The 20,176-nt window shown below is 74.0% G+C and carries 11 protein-coding genes and 1 pseudogene; 2 read left to right on the top strand and 10 right to left on the bottom strand.

What is annotated here, in order from left to right:
• Positions 1-81 precede the first annotated feature (81 nt).
• The 7 genes from IFT72_RS14505 to IFT72_RS14475 form a co-directional block, all read right to left on the bottom strand.
• Complete coding sequence (locus tag IFT72_RS14505) at positions 82-1,110, bottom strand: LCP family protein (RefSeq protein ID WP_192046851.1); 1,029 nt, start codon at positions 1,108-1,110, stop codon at positions 82-84.
• Positions 1,111-1,169: 59 nt separating this feature from the next.
• Positions 1,170-2,153, bottom strand: coding sequence for a thioredoxin domain-containing protein (locus tag IFT72_RS14500; protein ID WP_192046850.1), 984 nt, complete (start codon positions 2,151-2,153; stop codon positions 1,170-1,172).
• Positions 2,154-2,404: 251 nt separating this feature from the next.
• Positions 2,405-3,595, bottom strand: a complete 1,191-nt coding sequence (locus IFT72_RS14495; RefSeq protein WP_192046849.1) for a family 1 glycosylhydrolase — start codon at positions 3,593-3,595, stop codon at positions 2,405-2,407.
• A gap of 38 nt (positions 3,596-3,633) precedes the next feature.
• Positions 3,634-5,442, bottom strand: a complete 1,809-nt coding sequence (locus IFT72_RS14490; RefSeq protein ID WP_192046848.1) for an ABC transporter ATP-binding protein — start codon at positions 5,440-5,442, stop codon at positions 3,634-3,636.
• Complete coding sequence (locus IFT72_RS14485; protein WP_056058724.1) at positions 5,439-6,395, bottom strand: ABC transporter permease; 957 nt, start codon at positions 6,393-6,395, stop codon at positions 5,439-5,441. Before IFT72_RS14485 ends, IFT72_RS14490 begins: the two co-directional genes overlap by 4 nt.
• Entirely contained in the window at positions 6,392-7,372 is a 981-nt protein-coding gene (locus IFT72_RS14480; RefSeq protein ID WP_056058720.1) for an ABC transporter permease, read from the bottom strand. The genes IFT72_RS14485 and IFT72_RS14480 overlap by 4 nt, the downstream gene beginning before the upstream one ends.
• Positions 7,369-9,036: an ABC transporter substrate-binding protein gene (locus tag IFT72_RS14475; RefSeq protein ID WP_192046858.1), complete on the bottom strand. Its 1,668-nt coding sequence runs from the start codon at positions 9,034-9,036 to the stop codon at positions 7,369-7,371. The genes IFT72_RS14480 and IFT72_RS14475 overlap by 4 nt, the downstream gene beginning before the upstream one ends.
• A gap of 267 nt (positions 9,037-9,303) precedes the next feature.
• Between IFT72_RS14475 and IFT72_RS14470 the strand changes: the two genes are divergently transcribed.
• A complete protein-coding gene (locus tag IFT72_RS14470) occupies positions 9,304-10,743 on the top strand; it encodes an FAD-binding oxidoreductase (protein ID WP_192046847.1) in 1,440 nt (479 codons plus the stop codon).
• Between the two features lie 205 nt (positions 10,744-10,948).
• Here the strand turns inward: IFT72_RS14470 and IFT72_RS14465 are convergent, their stop codons facing one another.
• Both IFT72_RS14465 and IFT72_RS14460 read right to left on the bottom strand, forming a co-directional pair.
• A complete protein-coding gene (locus tag IFT72_RS14465; RefSeq protein WP_192046846.1) occupies positions 10,949-12,076 on the bottom strand; it encodes a substrate-binding domain-containing protein in 1,128 nt (375 codons plus the stop codon).
• 192 nt (positions 12,077-12,268) lie between these two features.
• A complete protein-coding gene (locus IFT72_RS14460) occupies positions 12,269-13,036 on the bottom strand; it encodes a transglycosylase family protein (RefSeq protein WP_192046845.1) in 768 nt (255 codons plus the stop codon).
• A 401-nt stretch (positions 13,037-13,437) separates the two neighbouring features.
• Here IFT72_RS14460 and acs point away from each other — a divergent pair.
• Positions 13,438-15,474, top strand: a pseudogene (acs, locus tag IFT72_RS14455) (acetate--CoA ligase); the annotation flags it as partial.
• A gap of 57 nt (positions 15,475-15,531) precedes the next feature.
• On the opposite strand, the gene IFT72_RS14450 reads toward acs, so the two are convergent.
• A complete protein-coding gene (locus IFT72_RS14450; RefSeq protein ID WP_192046844.1) occupies positions 15,532-20,130 on the bottom strand; it encodes a metallophosphoesterase in 4,599 nt (1,532 codons plus the stop codon).
• Between the last annotated feature and the right edge of the window lie 46 nt (positions 20,131-20,176).

Genomic DNA, 20,176 nt, shown 5'->3' with positions numbered 1-20,176 from the left:
CCCGCACCACGACGAGGCCCCCCGCAGCACCAACTGCAGGGGGCCTCGCCCGTCCTCCCGCACCGGTCGGGCCCCGAGGCGTCAGGGCGCCGACACTGCCTGCCCGTCGAGCCAGGCGCCGACCTCGTCGGCCCGGAGGGCGTCGCCGAGCGACCGCACCCCCTCAGGGTCGAGCGAGACGTAGGACTGGCCGTCGTCGGAGACTCCTCCGCCCGCGGTCGGCACCGTCGTGGTGCGGATGCCCGACGGCGACAGGTCGCGGAGCCCCCAGCCGATCTCGACGAGCCGCCGCGGCGTCAGGCCCGGGTCGACGGCGAGGTGCTCAGTGGCCACGCCGACGAAGCCGCTCACCGCCACCGGGTCACTGAGCGTGCCCCGGTCGAGCAGCCCGCTCACGAGCCCGCGGACGAAGGCCTGCTGGTTGCGCGCCCGCTGGTGGTCGGCGTCGGCGAAGGGCGCCCGGGCCCGCACGAAGTCGAGCGCCCGGTCGCCGGCGAGGTGGTTCACGCCCGCGTCGAAGTCGTGGCCGCCGGCCGAGAACGAGCGCTCGGAGACGACGTCGACCCCGCCGAGCGCCTCGCTCATGCCGGCGAAGCCCTCGAAGCCGACCGTCGCGACGTGGTCGACCCGCACCCCGAGCAGGGCCTCGACCGTCTCGACGACCAGCGGCACCCCGCCCCAGGCGTGGGCGGCGTTGATCTTGGCGGAGCCGTGGCCGGGCACGTCGACCCACGAGTCGCGCAGCACGGACAGCACCACCACCTCGCTGCGGTCGGCCGGGACGCGCACGAGCATCACGGTGTCGGTGCGGGAGGCGGGGGTCGCGACGCCCGGAGCGGCGTCGGTCGGCGACGTGCCGGCCGAGTCGGTGCCGAGCAGCAGGACGGTCAGGGCGCCGCTCTCGTCGACCGGCGGCCGTCCGAGCTCGGAGGGGAACGCCCGGTCGATGGTCGTCGCCCGGTCGTCGAAGGTCGAGACCAGGTGCGCGGCGAACCCCGCGACCACGAGGGCGACGACGGTCGGCACGCCGACCAGCACGGCCGCGGCCGCGGCGAGCGCCGTGGTCCAGGGGCGGCGCGGCGGACGCGGAGCCCGACCGGTGCGCGGCACCCGGGGTGCACGGGGCGCGCGGGGTGCGCGGGCAGGCCGCGCCGCGCGGCGCGACCCGCTCACCGGGTCACCTGCTCGGCCGCGTAGGCGTCGCCCAGCACGGTGGTGACGAACTCGGGGAAGGTCTGCTGCGACGCGTCGAACAGCTCGCCGTTGACGAGCACGGTCGGCGTGCCGCGGAGCGACTCGAGGTCGTCGGTCGGCAGCGGCCCCGCGAAGGCGCGGGCCGTGGCGGCGCCGACCCAGGGCACGAAGCGCCGCTCGTCGATGCACTCGGCGAGCGCGGCGGCGTCGTCGACCCCGTCGAGGCCCGTGACGAGGGCGGCGAGCTGCTCGTCGGTCAGACCACGGTCGCCGGGGGCCGGCTGGGCGAGGAAGAGCGTGTCGGAGGCGCGCCAGAACTGGTCGGGCGACAGGTCGGCCACGCACAGGGCCGCCCCCGCCGCGCGCGACGCGTAGCGGGCCCCGCGCGACGAGCCGTCGGTGATCGCGACGGGGTGCACGCGGACGGTCGCGGCCCCGGTCGTGACGAGCTGCTCGAGGTAGGCGGCGTTCTCGAGCTCGAAGTCCTTGCAGGCGGGGCAGTGGTAGTCGACCCAGACCACGACGTCGGCGACGTCACGGGCGGCCGGCGCCGGCTCGGCCGAGGGGGCCTCCCCCGCCGGGCGCGGCGCGCTCCGCTCGACGAGCATGCCCGTGCCCACGCGCACCCCGTCGTCGGCGACGTTCGCCGGCACGGCCGTCGCGGGGGCCGGGCCGACCGCGGTCACGAGGGCCAGGGCCGCGGCGGTGACGAGCGCGACCCCGCCGGCGAGGACGCCGGCGCGCACGAGCAGCGTCCCGCCCCGCTCACGACGCTGCTCGCGGAGGCGCACCTCGCGCGCCTTGGCCCGCAGCGCCTCGCGCCGGGCGGCGTGGCTGCTGCGTCGGGCGCTCGGGCCCCGGGGAGTCGCGGTGCCGGCGGCGCGGTCGGGCTGCGGGCCCCGCCGAGGGTCGGGTCGGGCGTCGGGAAGAGGGTCGGGGTGCGGGTTCTCGCCGGGCATGAGGGCCTTCCAGGAGCGGATCGATCCTCACATCGTATTTCACATGGTTCACGTCAGCAACCACCACGTCAGCACCTCGTACGTCAGCACCCCGCACGGCAGCACCCCGCACGGCAGCACCCCGCAGGCGACCAGCGGCACGGGAGCACCGCGTGCCCCGACGACGACGCGGGAGGCACGGGCCAGCCGACCCGCGCCTCCCGCGCTCCGTGCTGCACGGCGACGCCCCGGCACGAGGCGCCGCCGCGGTCTCAGTCGGCCGAGCTCCGCTCGAGGCCGTTGGCCCGCGCGACGCCGCCGTACCAGCGGGCGCTCGGCTTGGGGGTGCGCTCGAAGGTGTCGCGGTCCCAGGCGATCAGGCCGAAGGTGGGGCGGAAGCCGCTGGCCCACTCGTAGTTGTCGAGCGCGCTCCAGTGCTGGTAGCCCAGCACCTCGACGCCCTCCGCGATGGTGTCGTGGACGCCCTCGAGGGCGCCCTGCGTGTACGCGATGCGCCGGGCGTCGTCGGCGGTCGCGATGCCGTTCTCCGTCACCATGACGGGCACGTGGCCGCTGAGCTCCCACGCGCTGCGGATGCCCTCGGCGGCGGCCGGCGGCCAGAACTCCCAGCCGGTCAGCGTCGTCTCGAGCCCCTCGGCGACCGGGCGCGGCCCCTCGGGGCCGACGAAGGTCTGCGTGTAGGCCTGCACGCCGACGAAGTCGTCGCCCGCCGCCATCTCGCTGTACCAGTCGTCGCGCACGTAGCCGTACTCGCGGGTGGCCTCGGCGGCGCCGGGCTCGTCGACGGCCTTGAACGCCTGCGTCGCGACCGTCCAGCCCGACTTGAGGCCGTCGACCTGCGACAGCACCTCGCGACTGCGCTTGTGCGAGGCGAGCAGCGCGTCGGCCACCTGCAGGTCAGGATTCGGCAGGCCGTAGGCCACGAGGTTCGCGGCGTCCTCGCCGCCGGCGAGCATGGCGGCGATGTTCGGCTCGTTGATCGTGCAGACGTAGCGCACGCCCTCGCTGACGACCGGCAGCGCCAGCTCCGTGTAGCGGGCGAAGAGGTCGGCCGCGTCGGGGGCGCGCCAGAAGCCGTCGCGCTCGAACCAGCGCGGCACGGTGAAGTGCATCAGCGTGACGATCGGCTCGATGCCGAACTCGTGGCACGTCTCGACCATGCGGCGGTAGTGCGCGATCTGGGCCTTGCTGACGAACCCGCGCTCGGGCTCGATGCGCGCCCACTCGATGCTGAACCGGTAGCTGTTCAGCCCCAGCTCGGCGAGCAGCCGGATGTCGTCGCGGAACCGGTGGTAGCTGTCGGCCGCGTCGCCGCTCGGCTCGACGATGGTCGTGCCGGGCGTGTGCTCGTGCTGCCACCAGTTCGACGCGACGTTGCCGCCCTCGATCTGGTGGGCGGCGGTCGCGGCGCCCCAGAGGAAGCCGTCGGGGAAGGTCAGCACAGGGTGGTTCCTTTCGAGGGGAGGTCAGGAGGCGCGGGTCAGCGACCCGAGGACGCGCGACCCGAGGACGCGCGCGCCGCCGCGGCCGCCGCGTGGGTCCGCCGCGGGTTCGGCACCGCGTCGAGCAGCTGGATCGTGTACGGGTCGGTCGGTCGCTGGAGCACCTCCGCCGTGGCCCCGCGCTCGACGACGGCGCCGTCGTGCAGCACCATCACGTGGTCGGTGATCAGCCGCGCGCTCAGCAGGTCGTGGGTGATGTAGAGCAGCGAGACGCCCCACTGCTCGCGGAGGTCCTCGAGCAGCGCGAGCACGCCGGCCCGCAGCGAGACGTCGAGCATCGAGACCGGCTCGTCGGCGATGATCACCTGCGGGTCGCTCGCGAGCGCCCGGGCGATGACGACGCGCTGCCGCTGCCCGCCGGAGAGCTGGTGCGGCAGCTTCGCCGCGAACTGCTCGACCGGCGTCAGGCCGACCGTCTCGAGCAGTTCGAGGACCCGGCCCCGCGCCTCCTGCCCCCTCAGCCCGGTGAAGTTCACGACGGGGCGCGTCAGCGTGTACTCGACGGTGTGCAGCGGGTTCAGCGCGGCGTACGGGTCCTGGAAGACCATCTGCACGTCGCTGCGGAAGCTGCGCAGCGCCCTGCCGCGCAGCGACGTCACGTCGGTGTCGCCGAACGTGACGCTGCCGCTGGTGGGCGCCTCGACGCCGGTGACGAGCTTCGCGATCGTGCTCTTGCCCGAGCCGCTCTGCCCGACCAGGGCCAGCGACTGCCCCGGCTCGAGTGTGAACGACACGTCGCGGACGGCCCGCACGGGCTCGTCGCCACGGCGGGGAGGCGCGTAGGTCTTGCTGACGCCGCTCACGACGATCGCGCTCTGGGCGACCTTCGTGCTGCGCGTGCTGACGCTCGGCACGCTCGTGGTCGTGTCGACGCGCCGCTCGCCCCGGGCCCGGCGCAGCGAGCGGTCCTCGAAGCCGGGCAGCGACACCGTCTCGGCGCGCGGGTCGGCGTAGTGCGAGAGCAGCATCCGCGTGTACTCGTGCTGCGGGGCGGCGAGCACGTCGGCGCTCGTGCCGTCCTCGACGATGCGGCCCTCGTGCATGACGAGCACGCGCTCGGTCGCCTCGAGCACGATGCCGAGGTCGTGGCTGATCAGCACGGCCGTGAAGCCCTCGCTCTGCTGCAGCGAGATGATCGTGTCCATCACAGCGTGCTGCACGAGCACGTCGAGCGCCGTCGTCGGCTCGTCGAACACCATCAGCTGCGGCTCGAGCGAGAGGGCCAGGGCGATCGAGACGCGCTGGCGCATGCCGCCCGACAGCTCGCCGGGGAAGCGCGCCAGCACGCCGGGGTCGAGCTCGACCTTGGCGATCAGCTCGGCGGCCCTGCTGTGCCAGCGGTCGCGCGGCACGTGGCCGTGGGCCTTGAAGACGTCGACGAAGTGGTTGCGGATCGTCCGCACCGGGTTCAGTGCGTTCATGCCCGACTGCAGCACCATCGCGAAGCCGCCCTGCCGCTGCTGCCTCAGGGCCTCGGTGCCGAGGTCGCGCACGTCGGCGCCGTCGAACCAGATGCTGCCGCCGTTCGTGCGGGCCGGGGGCTTCTGCAGCCGCGTCAGCGCGTAGCCGAGCGTCGACTTGCCCGAGCCGGACTCGCCGACCAGGCCGACGAACTCGCCGCGGCGCAGCTGGAACGACACGTGGTCGACGGCCTGCACCGGCTCGGCGCCGGCGCTCTCGTAGACGACGCTGAGGTCGCGGACGTCGAGGAGCACGTCGCCCGAGGTGGACGAGCCCGAGGACGGTCCGGAGGCGGTGGGCTGGTTCGTGAGGTCCCTGACGGTCATGCGCGCGCCTCCTTCTTCTCCTGCTTCGCGCCTTCGCGGAGCCGGGGGTTGCCGACGGCGTCGACGCCGAAGTTGATCAGGGTCAGGCTCATCGCCAGCAGGGCGATGCAGAGGCCCGGGGCGAACAGCAGGATCCACTGCCCGGTGAGCAGGGCGTTCGAGTTCTGCGCCCAGTAGAGGATCGTTCCCCAGCTGACGATCGACGAGTCGCCGAGCCCCAGGAACTCGAGGCCGGCCTCGGCGAGGATCGCACTGGTCGCGGCGCCGAAGAACGAGCCCGTGATCAGCGACGTCATGTTGGGCAGGATCTCGCGGAACACGATGCGCCCCGAGCTCTCGCCCGAGAACCGCGCCGCCGTGACGAAGTCTCGCGAGCGCAGCGACTGCGTCTGGCTGCGCAGCACGCGCGCGCCCCAGGCCCAGCCGGTGATGACGATCACCGCGAGGATCACCGCGATGCCGCCGTTCTGCAGGTACGCCGCGATGACGATCATGAGGGGCAGGCCCGGGATCACGAGGAACAGGTTCACGATGAACCCGACGACGTCGCCGCCGAAGCCCTTCATGTAGCCCCAGCTGAGCCCGATCGCGACGGCGACCAGCGTCGACAGCACCCCGGCGACGACCCCGACGAACACGCTGATGCGGGCGCCGTGGATCAGCTGGCTGAGGACGTCCTCGCCGGCCGCCGTGGTGCCCATCCAGTGGGCCCAGCTGGCGTCGGCGTTGCGCTCGAAGCCGTTCTCGCTGCCGCCGTAGGGGGCGAGCAGCGGGGCGAAGACCGCGACGAGCACGAACACGCCGAAGATGACGACGCCGATCTTCGCCTTGGGGTTCGACCAGATGGTCGCGGCCATGCGGCCGACGGTGAGCCAGCGACTGGGCGCCTTCTGCTCGGCGGGGCCGGTGGGAGGCGCGCCCTCGGGCAGGTGGACGGACACGGTGGAGGTCATCGGCGGGTCCTTGGGTCGAGCACGCCGTACAAGATGTCGACGAGGAAGTTGGCGACGAGCACGCTGACCGTGATCATCAGGAAGAGGGCCTGCATCAGCGGGTAGTCCTGGCCGATGACGGCGTTGAACAGCAGGTAGCCGATGCCGGGGTAGCCGAAGACCTGCTCGACCAGGATCGACCCGCCGACGACGCCGCCGAGGGCGAGGCCGAAGCCGGTCAGGTTGGGCAGGATCGCGTTGCGGGCGGCGTAGCGCACGGCCACGGTGCGGCCCTTGAGGCCGTTCGCCTCGGCGAAGGTGACGTAGTCGTCGCCGAGCGTCGAGATCATCGCGTTGCGCATGCCGAGGATCCAGCCGCCGAGGCTGGTCAGCAGGATCGTGATCGCCGGCAGCACGGCGTGCAGCAGCGCGTCGCCGACGAAGGCCGGCGTGAACCCGGGCGTCGTCGTCGCGCCGTAGGCGCCCGTGGTCGGGAACCAGTGCAGCACGTAGCCGAGGAAGAAGAGCAGCAGCAGGGCCGTCCAGAAGTACGGGAAGGTGCTCATGAAGCTGCCCGACAGGGTGGGCAGCGAGTCGAGCCAGGTGCCGCGCTTCCACGCCGCCGCGACACCGATCAGGGTGCCGAGCACGAAGGCGATGACCGTGCAGACCCCGACGAGGATCAGCGTGAACGGCAGCGCCTGGCCGACGAGGTGGCCGACCGTCTCGGGGAAGAACGTGTAGCTCGTGCCGAAGTCGAGACGCACGACCTGCCCGAGGTACGCGACGTACTGCTGCAGGACGTTGCCGGTCGGGACGCCGAGCTGGGCCTCGATGGCGGCGCGGGTAGCGTCGGAGACGGGGCCGTTCTGCGAGAGCTTCGCGATCGCGGCGTCGGTGGGGCTGCCGGGCATGAGCCTCGGCAGGATGAAGTTGAGCGTGACCGCGGCCCACAGCGTGAGCACGAAGAGTCCGAGCTTCTGGGCGACGTACCTCACTGGTCGCTGCCTTCCTGGTCGACGCGCTTCAGCTTCGTGAAGATCAGCAGCGGTGCCTGGTCGTAGTTCTGGGGGGCCATGTACGGGTCGTCGGCGCTCGGCCAGCCGGTGAACTTCGCGTCGTTGAAGAGGCCCCAGAGGCCGCCGTAGTAGAGGCCGATCACGGGCATCTGGTCGTAGACGACGTTCTGCAGCTCGTGGCTGAGCCGCTGCTGGTCGGCCGGGTCGGTCGAGGCGCGCCACTCGGCGAGCAGCTCGTCGACCGCGGGGTCGCTGAACCGCTCGAAGTTGTTGGCGGTGGTCTCGCCGACCGGCGTCGCGAAGTCGCTGTTCAGCAGGTTGTTGAACGCCTGGTACACGTTGCCGTTGCCCATGCCGCCCATCGCCATGTCGAACTCGCCGTTCGCGATGGCCGATTGGTAGCCGGCGGGCTGGGGAGCCTGCACCTGCACGTCGATGCCGATCAGCCCCAGCTGGCGCCGCACCTCCTGCACGGCCCGCAGCCAGTCGGTGTAGCCGTTGGCCGTGGTGATCGTGATGCGCAGCTGCTGGCCGTCGGGCCCGACGAGCTGGTCGCCCCGCAGGGCGTAGCCGGAGGCGGCGAAGGCGGCGAGGGCCGCGTCGCGGTCCTGCTCGATGACGCCGCCGTTGGGGATGCTCGGGTCGAGGTCGTCCTGTTGGTTCGGCAGGATGAGCCCGGTCTGGCCGGCCGGCTCGAGGTAGCCCTGGGTGGCGGTCTCGGCGATGCGGGCCCGGTCGAGCGCCAGGGCGATGCCGCGGCGCACGTTCACGTCGTCGAACGGCGCCTTGGTGAGGTTCGGCACGAGTCCGATCACGCCGCCCGGCGGGAACCAGAAGGTGTTGTCGGGGCTGGCGGCGCCCCAGGTGCCCTCGACGTCGCTGATGAACGAGTACGACCAGTCGTAGCCCCGCGTGACGGTGTCGAGCTGGTTGTTCGTCGCGGGCAGGATGAGGTGGCCGATCTCGATCTTCTCCGCCTGCCAGTAGGTCTCGTTCTTGTCCATCGAGTACTGCTGGGGCGAGTAGTTGCCGAGCGTGAAGGGGCCGGTGCCGACCGGGTCGGGGTTGCGGAAGGTCGCCGGGTCGTCGACCTGCGACCAGAGGTGCTCGGGCACGATCGTCGTCTGGCCGATGATCTCCATCGCGGGCACGTCGTCGGTCTGCAGGTGGAAGACGACGTGGTCGCCCTCGGTCTCGATCGACTCGATGTGCTGCCAGGCGCCCTTGATGTCGAGCGACGGGGCCGCCTTGATCAGGTCGAACGTGTAGACCACGTCGGCCGGCGTCATCGGCGTGCCGTCGGACCACTCGACGCCGCTGCGGATCGTCATGTCGACCGTGCGGGCGTCGGGCAGCGTGGTCTCGCTCGCGAGCCACGGCGTGATCTCGCCGTCGAGCGGGTTGATCTCGAGCAGCGGCTCGTAGATCCAGGTGGAGGCGGTGCGCTTGTTCGTGAGGAACGGGTTGAAGTTCCGCTCGAACTGCGGGTTGCCCTTGTCGGCGTTGATCAGCATCGTGTCGGCGCCGATCGTCGGGTCGGGCTGGCTGCGGATCTGGATGCTGCAGCCGGCCAGCAGCGCGGTGGCCGCGAGGGCGGCGACCGCGGTGCGCACGAGCGTGCGGGGTCTTGACGTGAGCTTCATCGCCACGGGTCTCTCATTCGTCGTCGAGGTGAGCTCCGCCAGTGTAAGCGCATACATGACGCGGATGCAACGGGACTGGTCGGTCCCGGACCGGACGCGCGGTGCCGAGTGGTCGCGATCTGCTGCTCCCGGGCGGGCGGGGCAGCAGATCGCGACCACTCGGCGGGGCGGGAGGGGCGGGAGGCGGGGCGGGAGGGGGGTGGTTCGAGGTCGAGAGAGGGGGAGGCGCGCGGCCGGCCGGCCACGCCATGATCGGAGGGTGCGCGGATGACGCGCACCGCGCCTCCCGCGGTCGTCGCCTCCTGGCCGCCGGGGCACCGGGCGTGCCGATCGCCCGTGGGAGCCCCCGTGATCACGTCGTCGCACCTGACCGCCCTGCGCTCCACGCTGCCGCTCGTCGAGGCGCGCGCCGCGGCGATCGCCGACGACTTCTACGCCCGGCTCTTCGCCGACCGGCCCGACCTGCTCCGCGACCAGTTCAACCGCGGCGACCAGGCCCAGGGGCGGCAGCAGCGCGAGCTCGCCCTGACGATCGTCACCGTCGCCCGCGACGTGGTGGGGACGCAGGTGGGCAGCGGGCCGGCGGGCTCGGCGACCGGCCCGGCCGTGCCCGTCGCGCCGTGGGCCTCGCCGGCGCCGAGCCCCTGGGCCGTGCGGGTCGCCGCCCGCGAGACCCTGTCGCGCCTCGCCCAGCGGCACGCGGCCATCGGCGTCACCCGCGACGAGCACGACGTCTTCGAGCGGCACCTCCGCGACGCCTTCGCGGCCGCCCTCGGCGACGACTGGACGGGCGTCGTGGTCGACGCCTGGCTCGCGCTCTGGCGGCAGACCCGCGACGAGCTCGTCGCCGCGGTCGAGCGCACCTACCGCGCCGCCGACCTCGAGCCCGGGGAGGACTGGCGCGAGGCCCTCGTGACCGAGCGCCGCGTCGAGGCGGAGGACGTCGTCGCCCTCACCCTCGTCTCGGCCGACAGCGAGGCGCTGCCGACCTACCGCGCCGGGCAGTTCGCGTCGATCCAGGTGACGCTGCCCGACGGGGCACGGCAGATCCGGCAGTACAGCCTGCGCGGCGGCTCCGACGAGCAGTGGCGGGTCAGCGCCCGCGTGCTCGGCGGGGTGCCCGAGCTCGGCCTGCCGCCCGGCGAGGTCTCGAACCACCTGCTCCGGCACGTCGCGGTCGGCGACGTCGTCTCGGTCTCGCCGCCGATCGGGTCGCTGACGATCGACGAGCTCGACGACTCCCCCCTGGTCTTCGTCTCGGCCGGCATCGGCTGCACGCCCGTGCTCGGCATGCTCGACCACCTCGTGCGCACCGACCCCCGGCGGCAGGTGACGGTGCTGCACTTCGAGCGCACGCCCGAGCGGCACGCGCACCGCGCCGAGCTGGAGGCGCTGGTCGCGGCCATGCCGGCCGGACGCCTCCGCGTCAGCTACACCCAGGGCAGCCTGAGCGCCGTCACGGCGCTCGCCGAGGCGTCGCTCGACGGGCCGGGCGTCTACCTCGACCCGATCGACCTCGACACCGTCGACCTGACCACTCAGCACCGCGTGTTCCTCTGCGGGCCGGTGCCGTTCATGGCGATCGCGCGGAACGCCCTCATCGCGCACGGGGTGCCGGCCTCGCGGGTGCACCACTTCGTCTTCGGGCCCGACGACGGGAGCGTGACCGGCGTCGACACCGGGCAGCGCGGGGCGCGGGGGCGGTAGCGGGGCGGCGCCGCAGCGGCGCGGCTCGGCGGCGGCGTTCTCCGCCCCGACCGTCCCACCGAACCACCGACTGATCAATGAACCACGTCACGACGTGGTTCATTGATCAGTCGGTGGTTCGGGGTGCAGCCTGCGCGGGGCGGGGCGGGGCGGGGCGGGGTGCGGGGGCGGCGCGGCCGCGGCGCGCGGCAGCGGCGCGGCGCGCTCAGACCGCGGGGCAGCTCTCGCGGAGCAGCACCTCGACGGGCAGCGTGACGCGCTGCGGAGGTGCACCGGGGTCGGTCAGCCGGGTCACGATGCTCCGCACCGCCACACGGCCGAGGTCGCCCATCGGCTGGCGCACCGTCGTCAGCCGCGGCGTCGAGAAGCGCCCGGCCTCGATGCCGTCGAAGCCGGTGACGAGCACCTGCCCGGGCACCGCCACCCCGTGCTCGGCGAGCACCTCGAGCAGGCCGAGCGCGGTCTGGTCGTTGGCGCAGACGACCGCGCGCGGGAGCGGTGCGCCCGACGCGAGCAGCGACTCCCCCGCCCGTCGCCCCCCGTCGCGCGAGAAGTCGCCCCGCTCGACCCGGACGGCCACGGGCTCCGGCGCGGCCGCGACGGCCTCGTCGAAGCCGCGGTGGCGGTCGGCCTCGTCGGGCGAGTCGGTGGGCCCGGTGACGTAGGCGACGTCGCGCACCCGGTGCCCCTCGAGCACGAACGCGGTGAGCGCCCGCATGCCCGCGACGTTGTCGACGCTGACGTGGTCGAGCTGGTCGCCCGGGCGGGAGTCGGCGAGCACGACCACGGGGATCCGCCGCGAGACGTGCGCGAGGAGGTCGTCGGGCACGGTCTGTGCCAGGACGGCGAGGCCGTCGACCCGGCCGGCGATGTCGTTCAGCATCACCTCGCGGCTCGAGCCGCGGCCGGCCGCGACCATGAGGGCGAAGCCGCGGCGCCACGACTCGACCTCGGCCCCGCGCAGCACCTCGTCGAAGTAGAGGGTCGCCGGGCTGGGGGTGGACGACGTCGGGGCGTCGACGCGGAGGGCGCCCCGGCCCGCCGAGTCGTCGACGAGCGGGATCCGGCCGGGGTCGACCACGCGAGCCCAGTCGGGCTCGGGCTCGTCGATGCCGTCGTGCCCGGGCAGGAAGAGGCCCAGCACGCCGTGCCGGCGCCCGGCGAGGCCGCGGGCGGCGCCGCTCGGCACGTAGCCGAGGCTGCGGACGGACTCCAGCACGCGGGTGCGGGTCTCGGGGCGGACGTCGTCCGGCCGCCGCAGCACCCGCGAGACCGTCGCGATCGACACGCCCGCGTGGGCGGCCACGTCGTAGACGGTCGGGGCCTTGGTCACGGAGTCCTTCCGACGGTGGCGGGCACCGGACCATCCTAGGTCGGGGGTCGGCTCCCGGGCCGGGCCCGCGCCTCCGCCCGTCCTGCTCGCTCGCTCGCTCGCTCGCTCGGCGAGGCGACGCCTCCCGGGGCCCGCCCCGCCGCCCGGCCCCGGGACGAGTCGTCTCGTCGGGCCCGGGCGGGAGGCGCGGCGTCAGACGGCGGGGAGCTGCAGCACCTGCCCCACCTCGATGCGGTCGGGGTCGGGCACCGTGTCGAGGTTGGCTCCGGCGAGGGTCACCCAGCCGCCGGGGATCGCCCGCTCGGTCGCGATGGAGTCGAGGCTCTGGCCCGCCGCCACCGTGTAGGTCTCGCCGCTCGTCGGCACGGCCGCGATCGTCGGGGCGGGCGGCGCCGCGGGCGCCGCGGGGGCGGCGGCGCGCGACGAGCCGCTGCCCGACGCCGAGCCCGACGACGGCGCAGCCGCCGCGGCCCTCGGTGCGGGTGCGGGGGCGGGCGACGCGGCCTGCGGGGCGGCGCCGCTCGTGCCGTTCAGCCCGAGCTTCGCCGAGCAGGAGGGCCAGGCGCCCCAGCCCTGGGAGGCGAGCACGCGCTCGGCGACGGCGATCTGCTCGCCCTTGCTGGCGGAGGCGGCGCTGCCCGAGCCGCCGTAGGCGGACCAGGTGCTCGGGCTGAACTGCAGCCCGCCCGAGTAGCCGTTGCCGGTGTCGATCGACCAGTTGCCCCCGCTCTCGCAGGCGGCGATCGCGTCCCAGGTGGAGACGTCGGCGGCGCTCGCGGGCGCGGCGGCGAGGCCGACCCCGCCCCCGGTCAGGGCGACGAGGGCCGCCCCGCCGAGCAGGGCGCGGGCCCGGCCGACGCGACGCGGCGCGCGGGCGGCGGGGCCCGCCACGGCGGCGGGGTCGCCGGGCGAGGTCGAGGTGGTGCGGGAGGCGCGGGTGCTGCGGGTCGTGCGTGTCATGTCGTTGCTCCGGTCGAGGTCACCCCGGCACGGCCGCGCGGACACGGCCGCCGCTGCCCGCCTCTGGTCAGATCAGGTCCGTCGGCGGCGTCCGCTCGCAGGGCAGCGGGGGTGACGAGCGGCGCCGTGTGGCCTGCGCCGCCCCGATCGGGCCGACGCACCACGTGCCCCTGAGCGGGACGGTCGCCCACGGTAGCCACGCCCGCGACGGGGTCCAACTCCGACGGGGCGGTCTGCCCCGGGGGCGCGGGCGGTTCTCCACAGGCCGATCCGCGCCTCCCCGGGGATCGCCCCGCGACCCTCCGAGGTCGCTGGGCGTCCGCCCCGACGACGGTGCCGGCCCGTTACGCGACGTGACGGGCTCCCCGGTGGCGGTCACCGCGCCTCCGTACGCTCGTCACATGGCCACCGGCGACACGATCTCGAACCTGCTCGACGAGCGACGCACCTTCCCCGCCCCGGCGGCCCTCGCGGCGACGGCGAACGTCACGAGCGCCGAGCACGCGCGCGCCGCGGCCGATCCGGTCGCCTTCTGGGAGGAGCAGGCGCACCGCCTCGACTGGGAGACCCCCTGGCACACCGCCCACACCTGGCGCCCGGTCGAGGAGCTGCCCGACGGCGGCCTCACCGTGCCCGAGGCGACCTGGTTCGCCGGCGGCCGCCTCAACGTCGCCGTCAACTGCGTCGACCGGCACGTCGCGGCCGGCCGCGGCGAGAAGGTCGCCCTGCACGTCGAGGGCGAGCCCGGCGACCGCCGCGACGTCACCTACGCGCAGCTGCAGCGCGAGGTCGTGAAGGCCGCGAACGGGCTCCGCAGCCTCGGCGTCGGGAAGGGCGACCGCGTCGTCGTCTACCTCCCCGTGATCGCCGAGACGATCGTCGTCACGCTCGCGATCGCCCGGATCGGGGCGATCCACTCGCTCGTCTTCGGCGGGTTCTCGGGCGAGGCGCTGAAGTTCCGCGTCGAGGACACGGGGGCGAAGCTGCTCGTGACCACCGACGGGCAGTTCCGTCGGGGAGGCGCGGTGCCGGTCAAGGCCGCCGCCGACCACGCGGTGAGCGGCGAGAACCAGGTCGAGCACGTGCTCGTCGTGCGGCGCACGGGCGACCAGACCCCCGACGTGCCGTGGACGGAGGGCCGCGACCTGTGGTGGAACGACCTCGTCGACGCGCAGCCCGACACCGACGAGCCGGAGGCGTTCGACGCCGAGACCCCGCTCTTCATCATGTACACGAGCGGCACGACGGGGAAGCCGAAGGGCCTCGTGCACACGAGCGGCGGCTACCTCACCGCCGCGAGCTGGACCCACTGGGCCGTCTTCGACGCGAAGCCCGACGACGTGCACTGGTGCACGGCCGACCTCGCCTGGGTCACCGCCCACACCTACGAGATCTACGGCCCGCTGTCGAACGGGCTCACGCAGGTGATCTACGAGGGCACCCCCGACACCCCGCACCCCGGCCGGCACCTCGAGATCATCGAGCGCTACGGCGTGACCACCTACTACACGGCCCCGACGCTCGTGCGGACGCTGTCGTCGTGGTTCCCCGACGGCCTGCCCGACACGTGGGACCTCAGCACCCTGCGCCTCCTCGGCACCGTCGGCGAGGCCATCAACCCGGAGGCGTGGGTCTGGTTCCACGAGCAGCTCGGCCGGGGCGAGTGCCCGATCGTCGACACCTGGTGGCAGTCCGAGACCGGCGCGGCCGTGATGGCCCCGCTGCCGGGCGTCGACACGCTCAAGCCGGGGTCGTCGCTGCGGGCGCTGCCGGGCGTCGCGACCGCGGTCGTCGACGAGCACGGCCATCGCGTGCCGAACGGCTCGGGCGGCTACCTCGTCGTGCAGCAGGCGCCGCCGTCGCTGGCCAGGACGGTCTGGGGCGACCCCGAGCGGTACCGCGACAGCTACTGGACGCAGTTCCGCGAGCAGGGCTGGTTCGCGAGCGGCGACGGGGCCAAGTACGACTCCGACGGCGACATCTGGGTGCTCGGCCGCGTCGACGACGTCATCAACGTGTCGGGCCACCGGCTGTCGACGATCGAGGTCGAGTCGTCGCTCGTCGCCCACCCCCTCGTCGCGGAGGCCGCCGTCGTCGGGGTCGCCGACGAGCGCACCGGCCAGGCGATCGCCGCGTTCGTCGTGCCCGCGGCACGGCCCGAGGGAGGCGCGGTGCGCGACGCCGGCTCCGCCGACGAACCGCAGGTCTGGGCCCCGCTCTCGGGGTCGCTCTCCGCCGCGCTGCGGGCGCACGTCGCCGAACAGATCGGCCCGATCGCGAAGCCCGCGACCGTCGTCGTCGTGCCCGACCTGCCGAAGACCCGCTCGGGCAAGATCATGCGCCGGCTGCTCGGCGACATCGTCGACGGCCGGCCGCTCGGCGACACGACGAGCCTGCAGGACTCGACGGTGCCCGACCGCGTCGCGGCCGTCCGCGCGNCGTGGTTCGTGGGCGCGGCCGGGCGGCGAGCCCGCCCGGCTGTGCCCGTCTCGGCGTCAGGCCGAGCGGCGGCGCCTGAGCGCGAGCAGCAGCCCTCCGGCGGCGAGCAGCAGCACGCCGAGGCCCCCGGCCGCGAGGAGTCGCGGGTCGGCTCCCGTGAACGCCAGCGGGTCGTCCGCACGGTCGCGCGGCGTCGTCGCGGCGGGTGCCGCCGTGCCGGGGCGCGGTGCCGTGCCCGAGGTGGGACCGGCGCCGGGAGCGACCGGCATCGCGCCTCCCGCACCCGGAACCGTGGGCAGCTCGGGCGCGCCCGGCGTACCCGGATCGCCCGGGGCCCCGGGGGTGCCCGGGTCGACCGCCGCGGCGACGACCGTGAGGGTGCTCACGCCCGATCGAGACTGGGCCCCGTACGGGTCGGTGACCGTGACGAACCAGCCGAGGCTGCCGAGCGGTGCGTCGGGCCAGGCGAGAGAGGCCTCGGTGCCGCTCGCGACGTCGGCGACGCTCCCGATCAGCTGAGGCGTCTGCACCTCGGCCGTGAAGGAGTTCGTGCGCAGCGTCTTGGTGCGCGGGTCGATGCCGGCCGTGGCGTAGGGCACCACGAACTCCTGGTGCACGGGCTCGAGCGAGGGGTCGTCGCTGTCGTAGTCGTCGAGCGACGGCGAGTACGTGCGCACCGTGATCTGCTCGCCGACGTTGTCGAAGTGCATCAGGCGCAGGTAGCCGAGACCGCCCTCGGGCAGGCCCTGGTAGTCGAAGAGCATCTGCGTCACGGTGCGCTCGGCCACGCCGTCGCCGTCGTCGTCGAACTGGTCGTAGCGCGTGAAGGCGTCGTGGTAGTGCCCCGACATCACCATCATGACGTTGGGGTTCGTCGCGACGACCTCGTCGTAGATGCGCTGCGGCACGGGGCCGAGGCCGCCGGTCGTGAGCATGTACTCGTGCAGGTTGATGATCGCCTTGCGCTCGGGGTACTGCGCGAGCACCTCGTTCATCCAGGCGATCTGGGCGTCGCCCGGCGCCCAGCCCATCGACAGCACCAGCAGGTCGACGCCGCCCGTGCTGACGAGGTCGTAGTGCCCGCGGTTGTCGAGGTGGCCGCCGCCGTACCAGGGGTTCGCCGCGTACCGCTGTTCGCCGAACCACTGCGAGTAGTACGTGTAGTCGTCGTTCTTCTGGTCGACGTCGTGGTTGCCGGCCAGCACGCCGTAGGGCAGGCCGGCGGCGTCGAGCCGGTCGTACTGGGCGTCGGCCCGCTGCCACTGCTCGGGCACGGTGCCGTCGTCGACGATGTCGCCGGTGTGGAAGAGGTACTGCAGGTTGAGGTCGTCGCGCTCCTCGAGCAGGTAGTCGTGGATCGCCACCTGGTGCTTGTAGTTCGCCGGGTCGGCGTTGTAGTACTGCGTGTCCGACTCCCACGCGAGCGTGAAGTCGTAGGCCGAGCGGGGGGTGTCGGCGGCGTTGCGGGGCGTGACCGGGGTGTCGCGCGTCGAGCGGGGAGCCCCGGCGAAGCCCTCCGAGTGCTGCACGAGGACCGTCATCGCGCCGTCCGCCGCCACGTGGTCGGCGGAGGCGACCGTGGCGGTGAGGGCGAACTCGACGTCGTCGGGGTCGGTGGTGACCACGCGGTCGACCTCCTCCCAGGCGCCGGTCGTGACGTCGCGCACGTACATCAGCACCTTGGCGCCGGTGTCGGCCGAGCCCGTCCAGGTCAGCCTCGTCTGGTGCTCCGGGCCGGCCTCGGCCGGCACCGCCACGTCGAAGACCTGGTACGGCAGAGCCGTGTCGGAGCTGATCTCGGTGTCGACGCCGTCCACCCCGCCGATGGCCTCGACCTCGGCCGTGCTGAGGGCACGGGCGCCCGCCGCGGCGGCCGGGGTCTCGCCGTCGACCTGCGTCGCGACGTCGGTCGTGCCGACGCGGCTCGTGACGCCGCCGTTCGCCGCGTCGAGCTCCCAGCCGCGCGAGAAGTCGACGCGCAGGGCGTCGCCGCTCGGGTCGTCGACCCGGGCTCGCAGCTCCACCTCGCCCTCGGTCACCTCCGCGCCGTCGACCGGCAGCACGGGCTGGCCCGACGGCTGCTCGACCGGCGTCGTGAACGGCACGTCGGTGCGGGTGACGTTGCCGACGGCGTCGGTCGCCGTCAGCGAGAGCAGGTGCTCGCCGCCGGGGAGGTCGACCGAGGAGGCGCGGAACGGCAGCTGCACCGCCTCCCCGTCCAGCGTGGTCACGAACGTCGCCACGCCCGAGCCGGTGTCGGTCGCCGTGCCGGTGAGGAGGAACTCGCCGCGGTACTCGACGCCCTGCTGCACGTCGGTCGCGACCGCGGGCGCGGTGTTGTCGACGAGGACCGTCCTCGAGAGCGAGCCGCCGCCTCCCGCCGTCGTGGCCGTGACGACGTGGGCGCCGTCGGCGACGCCCGTGGTGTCCCAGTCGTGCGAGAGGGCGCCGAACGCGTCGTCGGGCACGGTGAAGACCGCGTCGAACGAGTCGAGCTTGCCGGCGCTGTCGCCCATCTGCAGCACGCGGGCGGGGTCGTCGTAGCCGGCGGGGCGGAGCGTCCTGCCGTCGGGCAGCACGAGCCGGAGGCCCTGGATCGTGAAGTCGTCGTTGTTCTCGGGGCTGATCTCGGGCGCGGCCTTGGTGCCGGCCCAGACGCTCAGTGTCAGGGGCTCGCCGGGGCGCACGGCGTCGAGGGGCACCTTCGTGGTGATGGTCTCGGTGCCCTCGAAGATGCCGTCGTCGAAGATCGTCAGCACCTCGCTGCCGAGCAGCACCCCGTTGCGGAAGTAGGTGTTGACCCCGCCCGCCTCGAAGGCGAAGTACGCCTCACGCTCGAGCGCGCGCTCGACGTCGACGACCGGAGCGCCGTCGATCTGGAGGGCCACGTCGGGCGGCGTCGCCGTGCCGGCGGCGGCGATCGGCACGGTGCCCCGGAGGCCCTGGCCCTCGGCGACGTTCAGCCGCACCGGTGCGTCGTCACGACCGCCGATCGTCACGGTGCGGACGGGCGTCGTGGTGGTGTTCGAGCCGTCGGTGACCTCGAGCGAGTACCGCAGCCAGCTCTTGCCGTACAGGTCGACGCCCGGCACCGACCAGGTGTAGGTGTCACGGGGCCCCGCGGTGGCGGCGGGGTCGGCCCGGGTGCCGACCAGGTCGACGACGACGGGCTCGGCGTCGACGTCGTTCTCGGCGGTGAGGCGGGCCGAGAGCACGCCGGAGTCGTCGGTGACGGTGAAGGTCACGTCGAACGGCTGCGTCGGGTCGTCGACGGAGGCGGCGGTGCCGTCGACGACGACCGGCGCGACCGTGTCGACGGGCGTCACGACGAGGCCGGCGGGCACCTGGTCGGCGGTGACCGTGCCGGGGCTCGCGGGGGCCTTCCGCAGCAGCACCTGCTTCGTCGGGTCGGCGGCGTCGGGCCCGTACTGGATCCCCTGGTCGGGGTCGACGTCGTCGCGCCCCGCCACGAGCCCGTAGTGCGCGCGGTTGAGGGCGACGCCGCTGTTCGTGACGACCTCCATGCCGCGGGCCGAGCCGTTGGCCATGCCGGCCGAGGCGACGTCGAGCAGCTGGCCGTCGCGCAGCGACGAGCCGAAGTGGGAGTTGAAATCGGCGCGCGTGAGGGCGGCGTTCTGCCCGTTGCGGACCCACAGCACGAGGGTGTCGCCGGGGGCGATCGTCGCGGCGCGGGGCGTCGAGGGCCAGAGCACGGTCGACGAGTTCTGCGCCTCGTCGATCGGGTACAGGTAGCGCAGCGAGTAGTCAGACCAGTCGATCGGGCGGTCGGTGCCGTTGTAGAGCTCGACGTACTCGTAGCCGTCGGCGCTGCCGACGTTCGTGGAGTCGGGCAGCAGCTCGGTCACCTGCAGGGCGGCCGCGCGGATTCTCGGGTCGGGCTGCGGGGTCGGTGCGGGAGCCGGGGTGGTCGGCTCGGGCGTGGGCTCAGGGGCCGGGGGCTCGGGCGACGGCTCGGGAGCGGGCGTGGGCTCGGGGGCCGGCGTGGCCGGGCCGCCGAGCTGCGCGGGGTCGACCGTGCCGGGCGTCGGGGCGGCCTTCGAGCCGACGAGCAGAGCGCCGGGCTGACCGGCGTCGGCGGGGCGCGCGAACTGTGCGACGGTCCCCGCCGAGACGGAGCCGGTCGGGTAGAACGACCACGAGACGGCCGTGCCGCCGGCGTCCACGACCCGGACGCCGCGGCCGCCGCCGTTCGCCATGCCGGCCTGCCCGGTGACGCGCACCACGGGGTACGACGTGGGCGCGCCTCCCGTGCCTGCCCACGCGGCCCGGAACTCGTCGACGGTGCGCGCCGTGCTGTCGACGGCTCCCGAGGCGTAGCTCAGCCACAGCACGACCGGCACGCCGGGGGGCAGCACCGTCCCCGCCGGGGCGACGAGGGGCACGTCGCGGGCACGGTCGTCGGAGTCGACGTACGTGTAGGCGAGCGAGACGCCGCCGTCGCCGAGCACCACGTCGGACGCGGTCGTGTTGACGACCTCGACGTACTCGAAGTCGTCGGCCCCGACGCCGTCGGGGGCGATCTCGGTGACGAGCACGTCGCCGACGGGAGGCGCGGCCTGGGCCGGCACCGCGCCCCCGGCGACGAGGGCCGCGGCGAGGGCGGCAGCGGACAGTGTGGCGAGGCGACGACGCATCTGTGGAGTTCCCCTGGATCGACTGGCAGTGCGCCATGACCCTAGG

Source organism: Frigoribacterium sp. CFBP 8754 (assembly GCF_014841815.1).
GTDB lineage: Bacteria > Actinomycetota > Actinomycetes > Actinomycetales > Microbacteriaceae > Frigoribacterium > Frigoribacterium endophyticum.
This window is presented reverse-complemented; position numbering and strand designations above follow the sequence as displayed.

Excerpts from the sequence above, each read along its gene's own strand:
- IFT72_RS14470 (WP_192046847.1), top strand. The coding sequence starts at position 9,304 with ATGACGCGCACCGCGCCTCCCGCGGTCGTCGCCTCCTGGCCGCCGGGG.
- IFT72_RS14475 (WP_192046858.1), bottom strand. The coding sequence starts at position 9,036 with ATGAAGCTCACGTCAAGACCCCGCACGCTCGTGCGCACCGCGGTCGCC.
- IFT72_RS14460 (WP_192046845.1), bottom strand. The coding sequence starts at position 13,036 with ATGACACGCACGACCCGCAGCACCCGCGCCTCCCGCACCACCTCGACC.
- IFT72_RS14485 (WP_056058724.1), bottom strand. The coding sequence starts at position 6,395 with ATGACCTCCACCGTGTCCGTCCACCTGCCCGAGGGCGCGCCTCCCACC.
- IFT72_RS14500 (WP_192046850.1), bottom strand. The coding sequence starts at position 2,153 with ATGCCCGGCGAGAACCCGCACCCCGACCCTCTTCCCGACGCCCGACCC.
- IFT72_RS14490 (WP_192046848.1), bottom strand. The coding sequence starts at position 5,442 with ATGACCGTCAGGGACCTCACGAACCAGCCCACCGCCTCCGGACCGTCC.
- IFT72_RS14450 (WP_192046844.1), bottom strand. The coding sequence starts at position 20,130 with ATGCGTCGTCGCCTCGCCACACTGTCCGCTGCCGCCCTCGCCGCGGCC.